An 18719-nucleotide genomic window follows, 5' to 3' on the forward strand; every position below is an offset into this window, starting at 1 on the left:
ACAGAGTGGCCGCGCCGCACAAGGCGGCGCCTGCCCTTAGTAACGACGCGGTCGACGCCGGCAGCCGGTCCCCTTAGCCGTTGATCCGAGGCTTTTGGCGAAATCGGTTTTCGGCGGCGATAGACCCACACCCGGCACTCATGCCCGTAGCCGGCGTATCAAACCGATACGAGTCGCGCGAGGTTGCCGCCCATGATCTTCGCCTGATCCTCTTGGGGCAGATGTCCGAGGGCATCAGCGAAATGTCTTGGCTGGGCCAAACCTTCAGGGTGTGGGTAGTCCGAACCGAACAGCACCCGCTCGACACCGACCAGCTCGATGAGGTCGGCGATGCCGTCCTCGTAGAACGGGCTGACGTGAATGCGGTTTTTGATCTCTTGCACGGGATCGCCGGGAAAACTCTCCGGGGCCTTTTTGTACGTATCGGCTAGCCGTCCTAGCAGCGGGGCCAACCAGTCGGATCCGCTCTCGATAACCGCGAGCTTCAACTGCGGGTTGCGGAACAATCCGCCATGGCAAACCCAGGACGCTACTGCATCCTCAATTGGCCGCCACGCAGTGACCATGCGCAACGTATTCGTCTGGAACGGCAGCGTTTCCCCGCCCGTACCATCCCACTCCGCGGTGTAGCGGGCGTACCCGCTGTCCGACGAATGCATCGCAACCAGTACGTCATGCTCAGTACAGCGCCGCCAGAACGGGTCGAACTCCGGCAGAGCGAACGACCGTGGGCCGCGATAGCCAGGAACCGGTGCGGGCCGGATCAGGATCGCCCGCGCGCCACGCTTTACTACCCAGTCCAGCTCCTCGATCGCCTTATCGACAATTGGCAGGCTGATCACCGGCACAGTGAAGATGCGGGCTTTGTAATTGAAACCCCATACCTCGTCGAGCCACTCGTTCAGCGCGTGCACGACGGCGTGGATGAGCAACGGATCATCGCGCATGCGTTCTTCGACAAGGCTGGCCAGCGTCGGGAACATCAGCGAACGATCGACGCCCAACTCGTCCATCAGCGCTAAGCGCGGGCCTGGCTCGCGGAACGCGGAGATGGCGCGCATCGGCTTGCCGAAAATCTCCCGGCGGCTCTTCCCCTCGGGATTGCCAACGCGAAAGTACTCCTCCATCGCGCCCGGACGAGCAACCACCTCGAAAGTCGGATTCGGGATGTAGTCGCTGATGTGGCCGCGGACCGCGATCTTGGTTCGACCATTGACCTGGACGTATTGGATAGCGTCCTTGTATTGCTTGGGCAGGTACTTGGTCAGCGACTCCTCGGTCTCATAGAGGTGGTTGTCCGCATCGAACAACGGGAACGGCAACTTATTGGCGCTCATTAGAATCCTTTCTCGTAACCGCATGACACTTTTCTTGAGTGGGCGATGCCCCGAACCGCATCAACTGGCGAAGTGAGGTCAGCCTCGGCGTCGCTCCCCAACTGAGGTAGCCCAAACCGGTGCTGGTTCCATCTGAGCCGTAGTCGGATTCGGACGGCCCCGGAGGTTTATCGCGGCCCGCGCGATGACGCACACCGCGGTTGTCCCAGATCACTGGGTCACCTCCCGACCAACGGTGGCTGAAAATTTGTTCGGGAAGTGCTGCATGGTCCAGGAACCCGGCGCGCAGGGCTCGCCCGTCGTCTCGGTCTACGCCGACGACGTAGTCTGTGGAAACGCCGAGCACCAACGACTTTCGCCCACTGCGATGGGTCAACACCGGCGGGTGCTGTTTGTTGAGAGTGAGCAGACTCATCGCGCGTCCTTTCTCCTCTTCTTGCCGGTCGGCCGAAATCGGGTTGGCCAAAGGTTCCGATCACCACCGCCCGCTACTCGATGGGGTGCGGCCCCAGCCGGACTGGTCGGTGCCAATCGAAGCGGCGCAGATCATCGGGAACTCTCGCGACCTACCCGGCGGCGCCGGCCGTTGTTAGTTCGATGATGCGGCAATCCTTCAATTCGAGTTCAGCGGAAATTTCCTCGGCGCACGCAGGAACAAGATCTGGTGCGACCAGCCGGCGTCTGGTAGCGCAGGTGTGGAAATTCTCTGTATGGCCGACCGCCGCATCGGCAAAGCCGGCTGCGGCCAGGGCCTGGGCTTTGAACGCCTGCGCGGCCGTCGTTAGCCGGTAATGCGCGAAGCCGCCGTAGTCGCTGAGTTCCGGCGGGCAGTGTCCGCCCCACAGCGCGACTTGGCTGAGTCCGTGATCTAACACGTGTAGCACCCAGTCCCGTACCCGTGAGTCGCACTCGAATAGCTCGGCCGGGAACGCTAACGACTGAGGATGCCCACGCAATCGAATTGAGCTCAGCGCGGTTTCAAAATCTAAGCTGCCTGCTCCCAAAACTCTCAGCGGCCGGTCGTCGACGAGTTCCCCGACGATAACCACGACGTGCCAACCTGCCCTCACTCGGTCAAATACCCAGCCACCGGCATGCTCGACTACCTCGGCCACACTCGGGGCAAGGATGTCAAGTCGATATCGCGAAGGCCGCTTGCTGGCCCTCACGGACGTTAGCCCGGCCATTGTCCGCCGACTGAGCGTCCGTGCACGCTCATTACTGCTTGTTCCGATCCTTCATAGACGACAATCCGGCTAGCGCCGGCACGCCCCCGGTGAGATGCATCGCCCTCGAGTGGCCAAGGTGGTGCACGTCGAAGCAAGCATCGATCGCTTCAGTGAAGCCCTGGATGTCGAGGGTGCGGTTGACCGCACGTTTGGCCATGCGCAGCGCGTACCCGTCGGCCTGCGCTATGCGGTGTGCCAGCTCGAGCGTTTGCGGAACCAGCTGATCGAGCGGCACCACCTTGTTGACCATCCCGATCCGCTCAGCCTGCGGCGCGGTGATCGAAGCTCCTGTGAAGAGCAGTTCCTTGGCCTTTCGGGGGCCGAACTCCCATGTGTGGGCATGGAACTCGACCCCGGAGAGGCCCATTGCCAGCACAGGATCGGAGAACTCGGCGTTGTCCGCGGCCACGATCAGGTCGCAAGGCCAGCACAGCATGAGCCCGCCCGCGATGCACTTGCCCTGTACTGCGGCAATCGACGGCTTGGGCACATCGCGCCACCGTTTGGCGTAGTGCAGGTAGTGGCGGGTCTCCCAGTCGTAGAGCGCATCCGGAAGCGGTATGTCGCGATCAAGGGTGCTACCACCTTTGCCTGACATGTCGTGGCCCGCGGAGAAGTGCTTCCCGTTCGACCGCAGGACGATGACTTTCACCTCACGGTTCTCCTCGGCCGCACTCCACGCCTCGTCCAGCTGCGTCAGAATCTTCTGAGTCTGGGCGTTGGCGGCCTCCGGCCGGTTCAGGGTGATCATGCCGACTTGGTCGTCGACTTCGAATTGCACGTGCTCGAAGTTCATCGGATCTCCCTCAGGCCTCGATGTGGGAAAGCGAACTCGCAAACCACACGGAGGGTTGCTGCGTCGGTTAGTCCAAGCCTACCAACACAACCTAAGTTTGTTAAGCTAAATGCTGCTTGCATCGTCGGGCGGGGTGCAGGTGCCGAATCAGCACTTCAGACCGCATTCCAGCCGCCGTCGACGTTGACGACTTGCGCGGTGATGAAGTCGGAGTCTGGCGAGGCGAGAAATACCACCGCCCCGAGCAGATCCTGTGCTGTCTGCTCCCGTTGAATACACTTCAGCTGCACCATCCGGTCCGACACCGGCAAGCCCGAGTTTTCGAAGAGGTGGGTAGTCCCTTCGCTCATGGTCACACCGGGTGTGAGCGTGTTGACCGTGATCCCGTGAACGCCGACTTCGCGAGCCAAGGCGCGGGTGAAGCCGATCACTGCCGCCTTCGACGTGACATAGTGCAACAAACCCGGCATCCCGGCGAGCGCGGTCCCCGATGAGATATTGATGATTTTGCCCGCACCTTGCTGAATCATCGCGGGCACTACTGCCTTACAGCACAAGAACATGCCCCGGACGTTGACCGCCATGACGCGGTCCCACTCCCCCACGTCAATATCCAGCCAACTCTGGACCCTCAGCGCGCCATAGAGTGCGGCATTGTTAACCAGGAAATCGACCCGGCCGAATCGTTCGAGGGCCGCTGCGGCCATCTTTTCGGTCGACTCTTGACTGCTCACATCGACGGTCACCCCGAGCGCCTCGCCACCGCTGGCCTCGATCTCAGCCACCACCGGTGCCGGGTCGACGATGTCGGCGACCACAACCCTCGCTCCCTCGGCCGCGGCGCCGAGTGCATACTCACGGCCGATGCTTTGCGCCGCGCCGGTGACGATACCTACCCGCTCGTCGAGTCGTCCCATCGTTGCAATCTCCTTCGAAGTTTTGATCAAAGCGTGGACAGCGGTTCACCGGGCTAGCCGGTATGCGATCAGCCAAGCGGGATGTATACGTTTTTCGGATGCAGGAAGTCCTCTAGTCCGTAACGACCACCCATGCGCCCGAACCCGCTCTGCTTGACGCCGCCGAAAGGTGCACCGGCGGGCACACCGGTGAACGCGTTGACGTAAACGGAACCGGCCTCCAAAGCGGCGGCGACGCGGTGAGCGCGTCGAAGGTCATTGGTGTGGACGTATGCTGCCAGGCCGTATTGCGTGGCGTTTGCGAGAGCGATCGCCTCGGCCTCGTCACGGAACCGGATCACCGAGAGCACGGGACCAAAAATCTCCTTCTGGGCGAGGTCGCTGGCGTTGTCGACGTCGCCGAACACCGTCGGCTCCACGAAGTAGCCAGCCGCGAGGTCGCCACCGGCGCGCCCGCCACCGGTGAGCAGGCGCCCCGATCCGTCCGATCGTGCCTGCTCGATCACGCCGAGAATCCGCTCGCACGCCGCCCCATTGATGACAGGGCCCAACATGGTCGCCTGGTCGAACGGATCGCCGATCTGGATCGACCTGGTGAACCCCACGACCGTTTCGATGACCTCTTCGTACACGCCGTCTTCAACGAGAAGCCGGGTTGGGAGGAGGCAGCCCTGGCCAGCGTTTGCCATGGACAGGAACGTCGCGTAGACGGCCGCACTTTGCAGGTCGGCGTCGGCGAACACGACATTCGCCGATTTCCCCCCCAGCTCGAAGGTGACCGGCTTCATCGTCTGCGCTGCCGAAGCCATGATCTGGCGCGCGGTGTTGCCGCTGCCGATGAAGTGGATCTTGTCGACGCCGGCATGCGCGACCATCGCCTTGCCGCACTCCGCTCCACCGGGTAGGACGTTCACGACTCCCGGCGGTAGTCCCGATTCGCGGGCGAGCTCACCAAAGCGAATGGCCGCAAACGGTGCGAGTTCGGGCGCCTTCAGCACCACGCAGTTCCCGGCAGCGAGCGCGGCGCCGATGACCTGCCCGATGTTGTGCATCACTGCGTTCCACGGGATGATCACACCCACCACGCCGTAGGGCTCCATGAGCGTGTAGTCCAGTGCAGGAGCTGGCCAAGTGGGAATGACGTCGCCGCCGACCTTGTCTACCCAGCCGGCGAAGTAGGTGAAGTTGTCAACCGCCATTTGCGGCCCGGAAGACGAGTTGCGACGCGGGGACCCATTCTCGAGAGTGACCAGCGTGGCGAATTCGTCGATGTGGTCGCGGATCAAACCGGCCAGGCGCAGCATCGCGTCGCGGCGCGCGTCACGAGGCATGGCCTGCCACACGGGATAGGCGGACCTGGCAGCGGCCACGGCACGGTCGACCTCGGCCGCGCCCGCGAGAGGTATGGGTGGGTGCGGTCGCCCGGTGCTGGGGTTGTGGTGAATGTACTCACCACCGCTGCCCTCGGCGAGAAACTCGTCGCCGACGAGCATGCGGCCCGGGTGGAGCAATTCCTCCGCCTGCACCATCGTCATCGTCATGCGCTGGCCCCTTCTCTGAACTTGGTGAGCAGCTCGGACTCGCGCTCGCGCGCGTCGCGGAGGTGCGCATCCTTGACGAGGTCATAGCCCCGGATGTGCTCGGGGATGCTCGCGATCTCGACGGCCAGCTCGTGGTTGTCGTGATCGAGGGCCCCGAGGAGCTCCTCGATCGTGGCCTCGTACCGACCGATAAGGGCGCGCTCCTCGCGCCGGTGCGCCGTACGGCCGAACACGTCGAGGCCAGTGCCGCGCAGCCGCTTGCCCTTCGCGAGAAGCGCGAACCCGGGACGCATCCACTGGCCGAAGGTCCACTTGTTCGCCCGGCCGGTGTCCGGGTCACGCCGATTGAAGATCTGCGGTGCGAGGTGGAACTCGACCCGCAGATCACCCTCGAACTGCTCGTCGATGCCACGCCAGAACCCGGGATCGCCCAACAGCCGCGCGACCTCGTACTCGTCCTTGTATGCCATCAGCTTGTACAGGTAGCGGGCGACCGCCTTGGCCAGGTTGTCACTACCGGCCACCCGCTCGGCCTCGACCGCACGCACCCGGTCGACTACGGCTTGGTATCGCGCCGCATAGGCCGCGTTCTGGTACTGCGTCAGCTCGCCCATCCGATGGACCACGATCTCGTCGACAGTCTCCTCCCGCGCCGGCTGGTGAATGGCGTCCGGGAGTGCGGCATTGGCAATCGTTTGCACGGCAGCGAGATCGCGCGCAGCGAGGCGCCCCCAGGTGAAGGCACGCATATTGGCGTCGACAGCCACGCCGTTGAGTTCGATGGCGCGAACGAGCGCCTCCACGCTCACCGGCAGCCGGCCCTGCTGGCAGGCGAATCCGAGCAACAGGATGTTGGTGTAAATGGCGTCGCCCATCAGCGCTTCGGCGAATTCGGTTGCCGGAACGAACGCGCCACCACCGCCGGTGGCACGTTCAAGCGCTCCGCGCATCGCCGTCGACGAGAGGTCCAGGTCGGGGTTGCGGGCGAAGTCGGCGGTGGGAGCGACGTGGTCGTTAATGACCAGCGCCGTGTGGCCGGGGGCGATCTTGCCGAGGCACTCGGGGCCCGATGCGACGACGATATCGGCGCCGATCAGGATGTCGGCTCCGGCCGTCTCGATGCGCGTGGCGTGTACCTCGTCGGCACGGTTGTAGACGCGGACATGGCTGGTCACCGGCCCGTTCTTCTGCGCAAGTCCGGCGACATCGAGGACCGTCACCCCTTTGTCCTCGAGGTGGGCGGCCATGCCTATGAGAGCGCCCATCGTCACGATCCCGGTACCGCCGATACCCGCCAAGAGCACGCTGTAGGGCGTGTCTGAGTCCGCGACCGTCGGGGTCGGCAGCGTGGCGGCAACATCTGCCGGCAGCGGCGGTAGCGCCGTCTGCGACGCCCGCAACTTCGCACCTTTAACGGTGACGAAACTCGGGCAGTATCCGAGCAAGCACGAGTAGTCCTTGTTGCACGACGACTGGTTGATGCGGCGCTTGCGGCCGAATTCGGTTTCGACCGGTTCCACCGAGATGCAGTTCGACTGCACGCTGCAGTCTCCGCAGCCCTCGCATACCCGTTCGTTGATCACGACGCGCAGGTCTGGATCGGGGTACTTCCCGCGCTTGCGCTTGCGGCGCTTCTCCGCTGCACACTCCTGTTCGTAAACGATCACTGTGGTGCCGGGGATTTCGCGCAGCTCACGCTGAAGCCGGTCGAGCTCGCTACGGTGGTGAACGGTGACACCCTTCGGCAGGTTGCGCCCACGCCAGCGCTTCGGTTCGTCGGATACGACAACGACTTTGGCTGCGCCCTCTGCGGCGACCTGGTGAGCGATCTGCGGTGCGGTGACCTCGCCCTGGATCGCCTGGCCGCCCGTCATCGCGATCGCACCGTTGGCGAGAATCTTGTAGGTGATATTCACGCCCGCGGCGACCGAAGCTCGGACGGCGAGCAAACCGGAATGGAAGTATGTGCCGTCGCCGAGGTTCTGGAAGATGTGAGGGGTGTCGACAAACGGCGCCATGCCGATCCACCCGGCACCTTCCCCGCCCATCTGTGAGACTGCGACCGTCGGCCGGTCGGGCATCGACATCGCCATCCCGTGACAACCGATGCCGCCGAACGCGATGCTCCCTTCGGGCAGCCGCGTCGACGTGTTGTGCGGGCAGCCCGAGCAGAACGCCGCCTTGCGCACCAGGTCGGTTCCCGGCTTGACGGCCTGCACGGAAATCGTTGGACGCGGGTTGGCCCGCTGCATGACGTCGGGGGCGTCGACGAGCTTGCAGAGTCGCCCGGCGACCACTTTCGCAACGGCGTCGGGAACGAGCTCGCCCCGATTGGGCACGAGGGCTGCGCCCTGCTCATCGACCTTGCCGACCAGTACAGGACGGTCAGCGCGGTTGACGAGCAGTCTGCCCAGCTGTTCTTCGATGATCGGGCGCTTCTCCTCGACAACGAGGACCTCGTCGCAGCTCTCGGCGAACTCCAGGATGCGCGTCGGTTCCAGTGGCCACGGCATCGCGACTTTGAACACCGCGAGCCCGAGTTCTGCCGCCCGGTCGTCGTCGATTCCGAGGGCGTCGAGTGCGGCCCGAACGTCAAGAAACGCCTTGCCGGTGGTGACAATGCCGAGCGTGCGCCGGGCCCCGCCGATGACCGTCTTATCGAGGCCGTTAACCCTTGCGAAAGCCTGGGCCGCTGGCAACCGGTGCTCATACAGAAGCTGTTCGGCGATTTGCCCCCCGCTGCCGCGCCAGATGTTGAGACCCGACGGGGGCATCTTTACCTCGGGAAGCACGATTGAGACGCGGTCGGCGTCGACCGAGACCGATGCGCCGCTCTCGATGATGTCGGTAACGCATTTGAAGCCGATCCAGCAGCCCGAGAACCTGGACATCGCCCAACCGTAGATCCCGTAGTCCAGGTACTCCTGCACGGTCGCGGGATGCAGGATCGGCATCGCGCAATGTATGAACGCCTGGTCACTGGCGTGAGCCAGAGTCGAGGACCGCGAACCGTGATCGTCGCCGGCGAGGACCAGAACCCCACCATGGGCGGCCGCGCCGGCATACGCGCCGTGCTTGATCGCGTCGATGGACCGGTCGACCCCCGGTCCCTTTCCATACCAGATCCCGAACACGCCGTCGTACCGCATGTGCTGCATGATCGAGGCTCGCTGCGTCCCCCAGACGGAGGTCGCGGCCAAGTCCTCGTTGAGGCCGGGCTGGAAGTGGATGTCGTGTTGGGCAAGAAACTCTCGGCCCTGATGGAGCGCCTGGTCGTACCCACCCAGCGGGGACCCCGGGTAGCCGGAGATGAAGCCCGCGGTCCGCAGGCCAGCCGCGGCATCACGCTGCCGCTGGACCATCGGAAGGCGGACCAGTGCCTGTGTGCCGGTGACGTAGACCCGGCCAGAGGCCTGCCGATACCGGTCTTCGAGTTGATATGAGGTCTTGACGGCCACTTAGCGACTCCTTGACAGAAGCTCCCTGCATGAGCAGCTTCTTAACGAATGTAACTGGCTTAATCGAACAATATTAAGGAAATCTACGGGCCGATCCGGGAGCGGTCAACCAAGGATGGAGTCTCGACGACAGCTGACCACAATCCCTGGTCGCTCGAGCGCGCCGAGCCTCGGCACAACGCCCACGCCAGACCGGTCCTCACCGGTTCGATTGACACTGCAACGCGGGGCTCACAGCCCGGATGAACCACTGCGCATCGCCCGGATCATGTTGTCCTGGACGAAGGACGCCACCAGTTGTCCGCCCCGGCGAAACACGTCGGCACGTCCGTAGCTTCGCCCGTTGCCCGCGTAGGGACTGCACTGGGATAAGAGCAGCCATTCGGTTGCTAACAAGGGTTCGTGGAAAGTGATCGTGTGGCTCAGCACCCCGGTCGAAAACGTTTTGTGTGCGAGCGCTTGTCCAACCCCTGCGTGGGGCCGCATCGCGGTACCGATGAGGAAGCCGTCGGTGGCATACGCCAGCAGCGCCTGCCCCAGCATCGGATCATCGGGTGCCCCGACGAAACGGCTCCACACGTCGAGTTCAGGCGGGCCGACCGCTTCGGGGTCGCTGATGTCGACTCCGCCGACGACGCGGACTTGCCAACCGCCCACGTCACTGCCCTGGATATCGTCGGGGTCCGATGCGGTCCTGGGTCGATCGGCGTGGCGGATGGCGTCTTGCTCATTCGCCGACAGGAGCACCATCGATCTGGTGCAGATCCGCTCCCCTTGGCTGATCGTCACGGTGCAACTTGCGAGCGTTCGGCCGCTGTGCACCGGATCGACGATGATCTCCACAGGCTTGTCCGGCGCCGCTGCCCGGGCGAAGACGATGTGGAGGGTCTTCACCGTCTTGCCTTCGTGGCCGATGGACGCGGCCGCGATGGACTGCGCCATCAATTGCCCACCGAAAACGATGGAGTGGCCCGTGTCGACGTTGCCGGCGGTAAACCGGCCCGGATGTGTCTGTGCCAGGACGAGGCTATCGAGGAGCCCCTGGACAGTGAAGGCCATCGCTACTCGACTGAGGCAGACAGGCCGCCGCCGTCAAGGCGAGCGGCGCATCGGCTTCGCATCGCCGTCGTCAGATCGCCACGTCTGTCCGCGGGATGTATCGATCGTCGCGGGCAGGCTTGGTGGCCGGCTTCGAAGGACGAATTGTCGCGGCAACGGGCATGCAGCTAGTTTAACTATCTTAAAAAATCCATGTCAACTCGGCCGAAATCTTTTAATTGAGTTAGGTGAATTGCTAGCCTAACGCGCGTGACCCGTCACTGCGTGGGCGTCGTCGTCCGGCCTTACGCGGCATCGAGGTGCCACAAAGGCAGACATCCGTGAAGGCAAGCGCGCGATCCGCGCTCCGCTCCGGACTGCTGGCGCGGCGAAGGCCCTTGACCGGTTCAGCGAGGTTCGTAGCGACCGCGGGAAGAGCCGTTCCGGTTATCGCCCTGACTCAATCGGCGACCGGCATTCGACCACGGATGCAGTGCCGACGCCAGCGGGAACTGGCGCGGGTGACCACGCGCGGTGGCTTCAGGACAGCGTCCTGGCAAGCCGACCGGGTAGCTACTGGGGCACCGAGATCCTGGCAGGACGTGCTACCGCGTCGATGAAGGGTCTTTGTGCGCGTGTCACCGGAAGGGACGTGTCACCGGAAGGGATAGGGATGCGATTCGTATTCGTCCATGGCGGATTCCACGCCGCATGGTGCTGGACTCGTACGATCGTTGAACTCAAAAAACTCGGCCACGAGGCAGTCGCCGTCGACGTGCCCGGGCACGGCGCCCGCCTCGGTGAAGAGGCAACATTGGACCAGCGGTGCAGCGCCATCGTCTCGGCAGTCCGGGCTGGCGACGTCCTGGTCGGGCATTCAGGTGGCGGATTCGACGCGACGCTCGCCGCTGACGCGGTGCCTGAGCTCATTAGCCACATCGTCTATCTCGCAGCTGGTCTGCCTCGCGAAGGCCGTACTTACCCAGAGGCAATGGCTATGCGCAACCGCGAGGACGGCGAGTTCGACAGCGATGTCGGACAGATGCTCGGTTACCTACGCTTCGCCGATGACGGTTCGATGTGGATGGCCGACTTCGGACGAACATGGGAGTACTTCTACCACGACTGTGATCAACGGACCGCCCGCTGGGCCTTCGAGCGACTCGGTCCGGAACGCTTCGGCGAGAACGCGAGCAGACCGGTGTCTATCCCAGCGTTCTGGGCCGCCGACTTGCCCCGCAGCTTCATCCTTTGCCTTCAGGACCATGCGATGCCGCGCTGGTTGGCGGACACCGTGGCGCATCGCCTCGGCGTCGAGCAATTGAGCATCGACACCTCACACTCGCCATTCCTCAGCCGCCCGCGTGAGTTGGCCGAGTTGCTTGTGCATGCGACGTCGACCGAGCCCATCGGGCCGCTCATCCCCGACTAGAGAAAGTCAAGCATGACCGGAGAAGACCCGCCAGTTACTCGACGTTGACACAGCCGTTTAGACAGTGCCAGGGTTCCAAAAAGGTTTACTACCAACATCTTCCGAGAATGACGAGAAGCGAGATGCCATGACAGTCAGTGCCGCCAGTGACGTTAGCTACGACCCGTACGACGTGGGGCTCAACGCCAATCCCTACCCGGCATTTCACCGACTACGCGAAGAGGCGCCACTGTATTACAACGAGCAGCATGATTTTTACGCGCTGAGCCGGTTCGCCGACGTCGATAGGGCACTGGTTGATTATGAGACCTTCAGCTCCGCGCGCGGCGTGATCTTGGAACTGATCAAGGCGAACATCGATATCCCGCCAGGGATGCTCCTCTTCGAAGACCCGCCGACGCACGACATTCACCGCAAACTGCTTGCCCGAATGTTCACTCCACGCAAGATCAGTGAGCTGGAAAACAAGATCCGCGACTACTGTGCGCGTTGTTTGGATCCACTGATCGGTGCGGACGGGTTCGACTTTGTCGCCGATCTCGGCGCCCAGATGCCGATGCGGGTAATCGGCATGCTGGTCGGCATTCCCGAAGCAGACCAAGAGTCGATCCGGGACCGATCCAACGCGATGATGCGGACCGAAGCGGGCCAGCCGCTTTCGATGGCAACCGACGGTGTGGACTCTGGTGAGATATTCGCAGAGTACATCGACTGGCGGGCCAAGCACCCGTCGGATGACATCATGACCGAACTGCTCAACGTCGAGTTCGAAGACGAGAACGGCATCACCCGACGACTGACGCGCGATGAACTGCTCATGTATGTCAACGTGGTGGCCGGGGCAGGCAACGAAACCACCACCCGGCTGATCGGCTGGACCGGCAAGGTGCTGGCCGAGCATCCAGAGCAACGCCGGCATCTGGTTGAAGACCCCTCGCTGATTCCGCGGGCAATCGAGGAGGTACTGCGCTACGAGCCGCCGGCGCCACACGCCGCGCGGTACGTCACCCGCGACATCGAATACTACGGCCAGACCGTGCCCGGGGGGAGCGTGATGATGATGCTGATTGGGGCAGCCAACCGCGACCACCGCCAATTCCCCCCTGACGGTGAAGTTTTCGACATTCATCGCAAGCTGCGCCAGCACCTGTCGTTCAGCGTTGGCACTCACTATTGCCTGGGATCGGCGCTGGCCCGTCTCGAGGGACGGATCGCGTTGGAGGAGGTCTTGAAGCGGTTCCCCGACTGGGACGTGGTCCTTGATGAGGCCAGGCTCTCTCCGACCTCGACGGTGCGGGGCTGGGAAACGATGCCTGCGGTCATTGGCTAAACCGCAACGGCTTTGAATTCACAACGGAAATCACAAAGGGAAATGGGGTAACGATGGCTGGGCGAGTCGACGGCAAAGTCGCATTCATCAGCGGCGGGGCGCGTGGCCAAGGTCGCAGCCACGCGGTCCGGTTGGCGCAAGAGGGCGCGGATATCATCGTGGTCGACATCTGCAAACCGATCGAAGGTGTACCGATTCCACCGTCGACGCCGGAGGATCTTGCCGCGACCGCCGATCTGGTAAAGGCTCACAACCGCCGCATCTTCACCGCCGAGGTCGACGTGCGGGATTACGACGCGCTGAAAGCTGCGGTGGACACCGGCGTGGAGCAACTGGGCAGGCTGGACATCATCGTGGCCAATGCCGGTACCGCCATGGGTGGTGCGACGCTGGATCAGACCACCGAACGCCATTGGCAGGACATGATGGACGTCAACTTGTCGGGGGTGTGGAAGACGGTGAAAGCCGGTGTGCCGCACATGGTGTCGGGTGGCCGCGGCGGTTCAATCATCTTGACCAGCTCGGTCGGTGGTCTGAAGGCCTACCCGCAGACAGGTAACTACATCGCGGCCAAGCACGGCGTGGTGGGGCTTATGCGGACTTTTGCAGTGGAGTTGGGCCAGCACATGATCCGCGTCAACTCGGTCCACCCGACCCATGTCAACACACCGATGGTGATGAACGAGACCACGTTCAATATGTTCCGGCCGGATCTGGAAAATCCCGGCCCCGACGACATTGCTCCGATCTGTCAGATGTTTCACACATTACCGATCCCGTGGGTCGAACCCGAGGACATCAGCAACGCGGTGCTGTTCCTGGCGTCCGACGAATCCCGCTACATCACCGGTGTCACACTGCCCATCGATGCCGGCAGCTGCCTGAAGTAAATCGGCTAGCCGGGTCGGACCACGGAGCTTCCAGTCAGCAGTGATGATCCGCCCGCCAAAACGGCAGTGTCGATAAATGGTTGGACGACAACGGCTTCGCGTGTAGCGGGGGCATGGGTGGGATGGGCTCAGACCAGCGATTGCAGTGTCGCGGTTTCCAGTTCGGCGGCGCTCTGTGGCTTGGGTCAACTCGGCTTGGTCGCCATCTCGTAATTCTGTCTTCCTGAGTGGCGCGACGTGCTCACGGGGAACGAGATGCAGATGGAATCGGTCCGTTTCGCTGGGGGCCTGCCAGCACGATGTTTCGTTCCACCGGCATGTTCACTGGCTCTCCGAAATCGGCGGAAAGGCAGTCTCGGTTTTCGGCGCAGACGCGGCGCGTCCGGAGACGCCGATCGTAATCGATTTAAAGGCCGAGGAATTCGGTGATGTTGGTGTTGATGATCCGTGCGGCCGCCTGGGGTCCAACAGCTTCGACGACTGTGGCCAGCGACTTCTCCGAGTAGCCGTAGGTGCTTTCGTTGTGGGGGTAGTCCGAGGACCAGAAGACTTTGTTGACGCCGATCCGCTCGATCAGCTGCAGGCCGACCGGGTCGAGCATGAATGATGCGCTCATGTGGTTGTCCCAGTAGTAGCGCACGTCGTGCTCGAGAGGCCGGTTGAGCATGTGCCGATACGACGCCACCAAATGTTCGGCGTCTTGCAGCGCCCAGGGCACCCACGCGATCCCGCCCTCGAACCAGCCGATCTGCAGCCCGGGGTGGCGATCGAGGATGCCGCCGAAGATGTACTTGGAGAACACTTCCCGGAACCCGTCGATGTTGGTCATCATGCTGACCACGATGGGGTTGAACTCCGACGGGATTTTCGGTGGCGTCTCACCGATGTGGTGGGTCAGCGGCAGACCGGCGGCTTCGATCTCCTCGAACACCGCCGTCATCGCCGTGCTCGCGTAGTCGATCGGGTTGCCGTCGTCGTCCTTGCCGGGATTCAACGGCAACAGAAATGTCTTGAGCCCCAACGACTTCAGCTCGGCAAGGGTGCGCCGGGCGCCCTGGGGATCCCACCAGTTGATCAGCCCCACCCCGTAGAAGTGCCCACCGGAGCGCTCTTGTAGCTCGGCAACATATTCGTTGTAGACGCGGAAGGCCAGCTCACGAATCTCCTTGTCCGGGTAGCCAAACAGCGCCAGGATCGCGTTGGGGAACGCCAACTCCTTATCGACCCCGTCGGCACGCAACTCCTCGATCCGCGCCTCGATGTTGGTGCTCGCCGCCCCGGGCAGATCGTCGTACTGCATCACCACCGCGCTGAAGGTGTCCCACAAAAACGACTGCCCCTTGACCCCGATGTGGTAGGCGCCGTCGTCGTACCAGATCCGCGGCGCGTCCTCTTTGAGCTTGTCCGGGAAACGCTGGTAGAAAATGTCCTCGGCCAACGTGATGTGATTATCGGCAGAAAACACCACCGTGCCCTCCGGCAAACCCACATCACTACCACCGGCATGGCCCCGACGATCCTTGGGAGCGCCCAACCCCTCAGGCGGATAAAGCGAAACAGCGGACTGACTAGACATCGATGATCCTCCAATCGGATCGACCTGATTGTCGAAAAACGGTTCGCTCGGCGTGAGGGGTATAGCTAGTCACCAAGTCACTGGCAGCTCGTAGACGCCGTAGGCGAGACGGTCGTGCTTGAACGGGACCTCCTCGACCGGCACGGCGAGTCGCATCGTCGGGATGCGGCGGAACAACGTGTGGAAGACGATTTGCAGCTCCGCCCGGGCCAACTGCTGGCCGACGCATTGATGCCTGCCGTAACCGAATGCGACATTCTGGCCCGCGTTGGAGCGGTGCACATGCAACTGATCCGGTTCGTCGAACACTCCGGCATCCCAATTGGCCGGCGCCAAGTCGATGATGACACCCTCGCCTGCGCGGATAACCTCCCCCGCGATCTCGATGTCCTCGATAGCAACCCGACGCTGGCCGTTGTGAATGATGGACAAATAGCGCAGCAATTCCTCCACCGCATTCGCGATGACTTTCGGATCGTCGGTGTCCCGCAGCACCGCCAGCTGATCGGGGTGCTGCAGCAAGGCCAACACCCCGAGACCGATCATGTTCCCGGTGGTCTCATGGCCGGCGATCAGCACCCCGGCGCCGAGGTCGGCGGCTTCACCGATGCTGAGCTCGTCGGCCTTGACCCGCTCGGCCAGATCCGACACCGCATCCTCGGCCGGGTTCACCATCTTCGCCTCGACCAGCTTCGCCAGGTATTCCCGGAGCTGCATGATCCCCTTAAGGACGTCCTCTCCCGTCGCATACCGCTCCACACCGGTGTTGGCGTGTTGCTGGAAGAAATCGGCGTCCTCATACGGCACACCCAGCAATTGGCTGATCACCAGCGACGGGATCGGCAGCGCCAACGCGGTGACGATATCCCCCGGCTGCGGCCCAGCCAGCATCGCGTCTATGTGCTCGTCGGTGATCTGCTGAATCACCGGCCGCAGGCCTTCCACCCGCTTGAAGGTGAACGGCTTGGACAACATCCGCCGGAACCGGGTGTGCTCCTCACCGTCGGAGGTAAAGACCGAGCGCGGACGCTTGTCCGCCATCAACGACATGCCCTCGTTCCAGTGTGGAAAACCGGGACGCCGGTCATCGACGCTGATGCGGGAATCGGAAAACAGCGCCCGTACCTCCTCATGGCCGGTGATCAACCACGGCGTGCTGCCGTCCCAAATACGGACCCTGCTCAGCGGCTTGGCTTCAGCCAGCGCGAGCACATCCGGCGGCAGGGCGAACGGGCAACCCGCCGAACGGGCCATCGGGTATTCCGGTATGTCGGAGGCCGTTTCGGTCGCGGATCCGGTTTCGGTATCGGACACAGTCACTCCTCGATGTGGATGGCGAGCGCGGGACAGCTCGCGGCGGCGCGGCGGGCATTGTCAGCCTGCTCGGCAGGCGGGTTTTCGTTAAGCAGCACAACGACGCCGTCCTCGTCGCGCTGGTCGAAAATCTCGCTCGCTTGCATCACACAATTTCCGGCAGATGTACATTTGTCTTGGTCCACAATCACTTTCATTACAATCTCTCCCACCGAGGCACGCCACTCGGTCAGACGTGCCAGTCAAGTCGTCGATGTTGTAGGCGGGCCACGACCTCCCGCAGCCGACCGATGCGCACCTGAAAGGTTGGGCCCCTCGGCCCATGGGCTATCGGCCAGCGATCACGGATTTCGTCGATGCGGCGACCAAGCCAAGTTTTTCGATACTTGTCCGTAGTACCCCCTTCGAGGACGGCAGGCCGCAGTTCTCATTTGCCAACGAGGCGCGCGCTAACCGGACCCGTGGACCTTGGGCATCGACACACGGCTGGCGCGCACGGTGATCGTGGTGCGGGCCGCGCCCGGTGGGTCGTAGGGATACTTGTCAACGCCCATGTACTCGCGGGCGAATGAGTCGATGTAGGCGCGATCGCTGTCATCGGCGAGCTCCGCGACCCCGCGGATCTCTACATAAGTGCGTGGGTTTTCCGGATCGGGAACACAAACTGTAATTCGCCGGTCACGTTCGAGGTTGCGCACCTTTTGCCGGTCGGACAGCGTGCTGATCTTTAGAACGTCGCCATCGCGAACGATCCCGACGGGTACGACGGACATGTGCCCATCGGGCCGCATGGTCGAGATGTAGCCGATCCGCATCCCGGTGAGAAATTCCCGCGCCCGCTCGGGAATCGGGAGGTCATTTTCGGCGCCCATACCTGCTCCATTCCCCTCATGCCGCGGCATTGTCCTCGTTGCGAGTTGGTTGATGGGAGGTTCGAAGATCAACTGACCAGCGCGGGCCGAGGCTGATAGACCGTTCCGGCCGCTTCCGCCGCCAGCCGACGCACCTCGTGCGCTTGCAGCACATAAGTTTTAAACGAATTGGTCATCGCCCAGATCGCCTCTCGCTGAAGTTCTGGCGTGTGCGCATACTTGACGAGCATTGCCAATTCGCCTCCGCCGTGGAACCGGTCCTTATAGGCGTGCAGCGCGAAGAACTTCAGCGAACCCTCCGGCATGCCCAACCGTTGATGAAACGTGACCCCGCCCAGATCCTGGTTGGCCTTCGCCATTGCCTCCGCGCCGATCAGCCGCTCGCGAGCCTTGATCGCCGGCTCAGACATCGCGATCTCCAGCCCGGCGATGGCAGCGTAGCCGGGAAGCCATCCAAGTGTCCTGGTCATGTTCTCCCAGGTGTGGATGCAGGCGAGGATGGCCGGGGTCGGCTGGGTCGCGAAGATCTCCTCGCGGCTGACACCACAAAGCTCGGCCTCGTCGTAGAGCAGGTCGATGTGGCACTGGCCATCGGCATCACTGTCACCGACCTCCTCGTCGACGCAGTCGTTGATGATCTCTCTGCGCACGTCCTGGTAGGGGCACAGCGACGCGATCGACATCAGCCAGCTCGGGAACTTCCACGCGAAAAATGACATGTATTTCAGGTATGTGCCGTGATACAGGCGAGCCCCGGCCGCGTCGAGCTCCTGCGGGATCGCCGACGACACTCCTGATTCGACGAGCACGCGAGCCAGCGCGTCGCAGAAGGTTGCCTCGAACTCCTCCGGCGACATCGCGCCCGGCTCGTAGACGGGGGTGGGGCGGCTGCGGCCATCGCAAGGCATTGTCATCTCAGGGCCTCCATCCGGCGGGTTAGGTTAAGTTTTTTCAGTTTCTTACTACGCTGAGGTTTTGAGGATGTCAAG

Annotated in this window: 16 protein-coding genes; 3 read left to right on the top strand and 13 right to left on the bottom strand. The window is 63.0% G+C overall.

What is annotated here, in order from left to right:
- Positions 1 to 158: 158 nt before the first annotated feature.
- The 8 genes from G6N50_RS10375 to G6N50_RS10410 form a co-directional block, all read right to left on the bottom strand.
- On the bottom strand, positions 159 to 1337 hold the full coding sequence (locus G6N50_RS10375) for an amidohydrolase family protein (protein WP_083099734.1): 1179 nt from the start codon (positions 1335 to 1337) through the stop codon (positions 159 to 161).
- Positions 1324 to 1752, bottom strand: coding sequence for a TauD/TfdA dioxygenase family protein (locus G6N50_RS30080; protein WP_083099745.1), 429 nt, complete (start codon positions 1750 to 1752; stop codon positions 1324 to 1326). Before G6N50_RS30080 ends, G6N50_RS10375 begins: the two co-directional genes overlap by 14 nt.
- Before the next feature lie 151 nt (positions 1753 to 1903).
- The gene (locus G6N50_RS10385; RefSeq protein WP_232068931.1) at positions 1904 to 2452 is read right to left on the bottom strand and encodes a hypothetical protein; all 549 of its coding nucleotides are present in this window, start codon (positions 2450 to 2452) and stop codon (positions 1904 to 1906) included.
- A gap of 103 nt (positions 2453 to 2555) precedes the next feature.
- Positions 2556 to 3362 carry an enoyl-CoA hydratase gene (locus tag G6N50_RS10390; RefSeq protein ID WP_083099735.1) on the bottom strand — a complete coding sequence of 269 codons (807 nt, stop codon included), beginning with the start codon at positions 3360 to 3362 and terminating at the stop codon, positions 2556 to 2558.
- 155 nt (positions 3363 to 3517) lie between these two features.
- Positions 3518 to 4279, bottom strand: a complete 762-nt coding sequence (locus tag G6N50_RS10395; protein WP_083099737.1) for an SDR family NAD(P)-dependent oxidoreductase — start codon at positions 4277 to 4279, stop codon at positions 3518 to 3520.
- A gap of 68 nt (positions 4280 to 4347) precedes the next feature.
- Positions 4348 to 5820, bottom strand: coding sequence for an aldehyde dehydrogenase family protein (locus tag G6N50_RS10400; protein ID WP_232068932.1), 1473 nt, complete (start codon positions 5818 to 5820; stop codon positions 4348 to 4350).
- A complete protein-coding gene (locus G6N50_RS10405; protein ID WP_083099738.1) occupies positions 5817 to 9278 on the bottom strand; it encodes an indolepyruvate ferredoxin oxidoreductase family protein in 3462 nt (1153 codons plus the stop codon). The genes G6N50_RS10400 and G6N50_RS10405 overlap by 4 nt, the downstream gene beginning before the upstream one ends.
- 231 nt (positions 9279 to 9509) lie before the next feature.
- Positions 9510 to 10337 (bottom strand): acyl-CoA thioesterase, encoded by an 828-nt coding sequence (locus tag G6N50_RS10410; RefSeq protein WP_083099740.1) that lies wholly within the window; start codon positions 10335 to 10337, stop codon positions 9510 to 9512.
- 652 nt (positions 10338 to 10989) lie between these two features.
- Between G6N50_RS10410 and G6N50_RS10415 the strand changes: the two genes are divergently transcribed.
- The 3 genes from G6N50_RS10415 to G6N50_RS10425 all read left to right on the top strand — a co-directional run bounded on the left by G6N50_RS10415 (position 10990) and on the right by G6N50_RS10425 (position 13968).
- The gene (locus G6N50_RS10415) at positions 10990 to 11748 is read left to right on the top strand and encodes an alpha/beta fold hydrolase (protein WP_083099748.1); all 759 of its coding nucleotides are present in this window, start codon (positions 10990 to 10992) and stop codon (positions 11746 to 11748) included.
- A gap of 127 nt (positions 11749 to 11875) precedes the next feature.
- On the top strand, positions 11876 to 13078 hold the full coding sequence (locus G6N50_RS10420; RefSeq protein WP_083099742.1) for a cytochrome P450: 1203 nt from the start codon (positions 11876 to 11878) through the stop codon (positions 13076 to 13078).
- Between the two features lie 53 nt (positions 13079 to 13131).
- Entirely contained in the window at positions 13132 to 13968 is an 837-nt protein-coding gene (locus G6N50_RS10425; protein WP_083099743.1) for a mycofactocin-coupled SDR family oxidoreductase, read from the top strand.
- Positions 13969 to 14374: 406 nt separating this feature from the next.
- On the opposite strand, the gene G6N50_RS10430 is transcribed toward G6N50_RS10425, so the two are convergent.
- The 5 genes from G6N50_RS10430 to G6N50_RS10450 form a co-directional block, all read right to left on the bottom strand.
- On the bottom strand, positions 14375 to 15436 hold the full coding sequence (locus G6N50_RS10430; protein ID WP_408632526.1) for an amidohydrolase family protein: 1062 nt from the start codon (positions 15434 to 15436) through the stop codon (positions 14375 to 14377).
- A 177-nt stretch (positions 15437 to 15613) separates the two neighbouring features.
- Complete coding sequence (locus G6N50_RS10435) at positions 15614 to 16798, bottom strand: cytochrome P450 (protein WP_276053992.1); 1185 nt, start codon at positions 16796 to 16798, stop codon at positions 15614 to 15616.
- A gap of 62 nt (positions 16799 to 16860) precedes the next feature.
- The gene (locus G6N50_RS10440; RefSeq protein ID WP_083097184.1) at positions 16861 to 17055 is read right to left on the bottom strand and encodes a ferredoxin; all 195 of its coding nucleotides are present in this window, start codon (positions 17053 to 17055) and stop codon (positions 16861 to 16863) included.
- A gap of 252 nt (positions 17056 to 17307) precedes the next feature.
- Positions 17308 to 17730, bottom strand: coding sequence for a PPOX class F420-dependent oxidoreductase (locus G6N50_RS10445; protein ID WP_158086095.1), 423 nt, complete (start codon positions 17728 to 17730; stop codon positions 17308 to 17310).
- Between the two features lie 68 nt (positions 17731 to 17798).
- Positions 17799 to 18644, bottom strand: coding sequence for an iron-containing redox enzyme family protein (locus G6N50_RS10450; protein WP_083097181.1), 846 nt, complete (start codon positions 18642 to 18644; stop codon positions 17799 to 17801).
- Positions 18645 to 18719 lie beyond the last annotated feature (75 nt).

This window comes from Mycobacterium mantenii (assembly GCF_010731775.1).
Lineage (GTDB): Bacteria > Actinomycetota > Actinomycetes > Mycobacteriales > Mycobacteriaceae > Mycobacterium > Mycobacterium mantenii.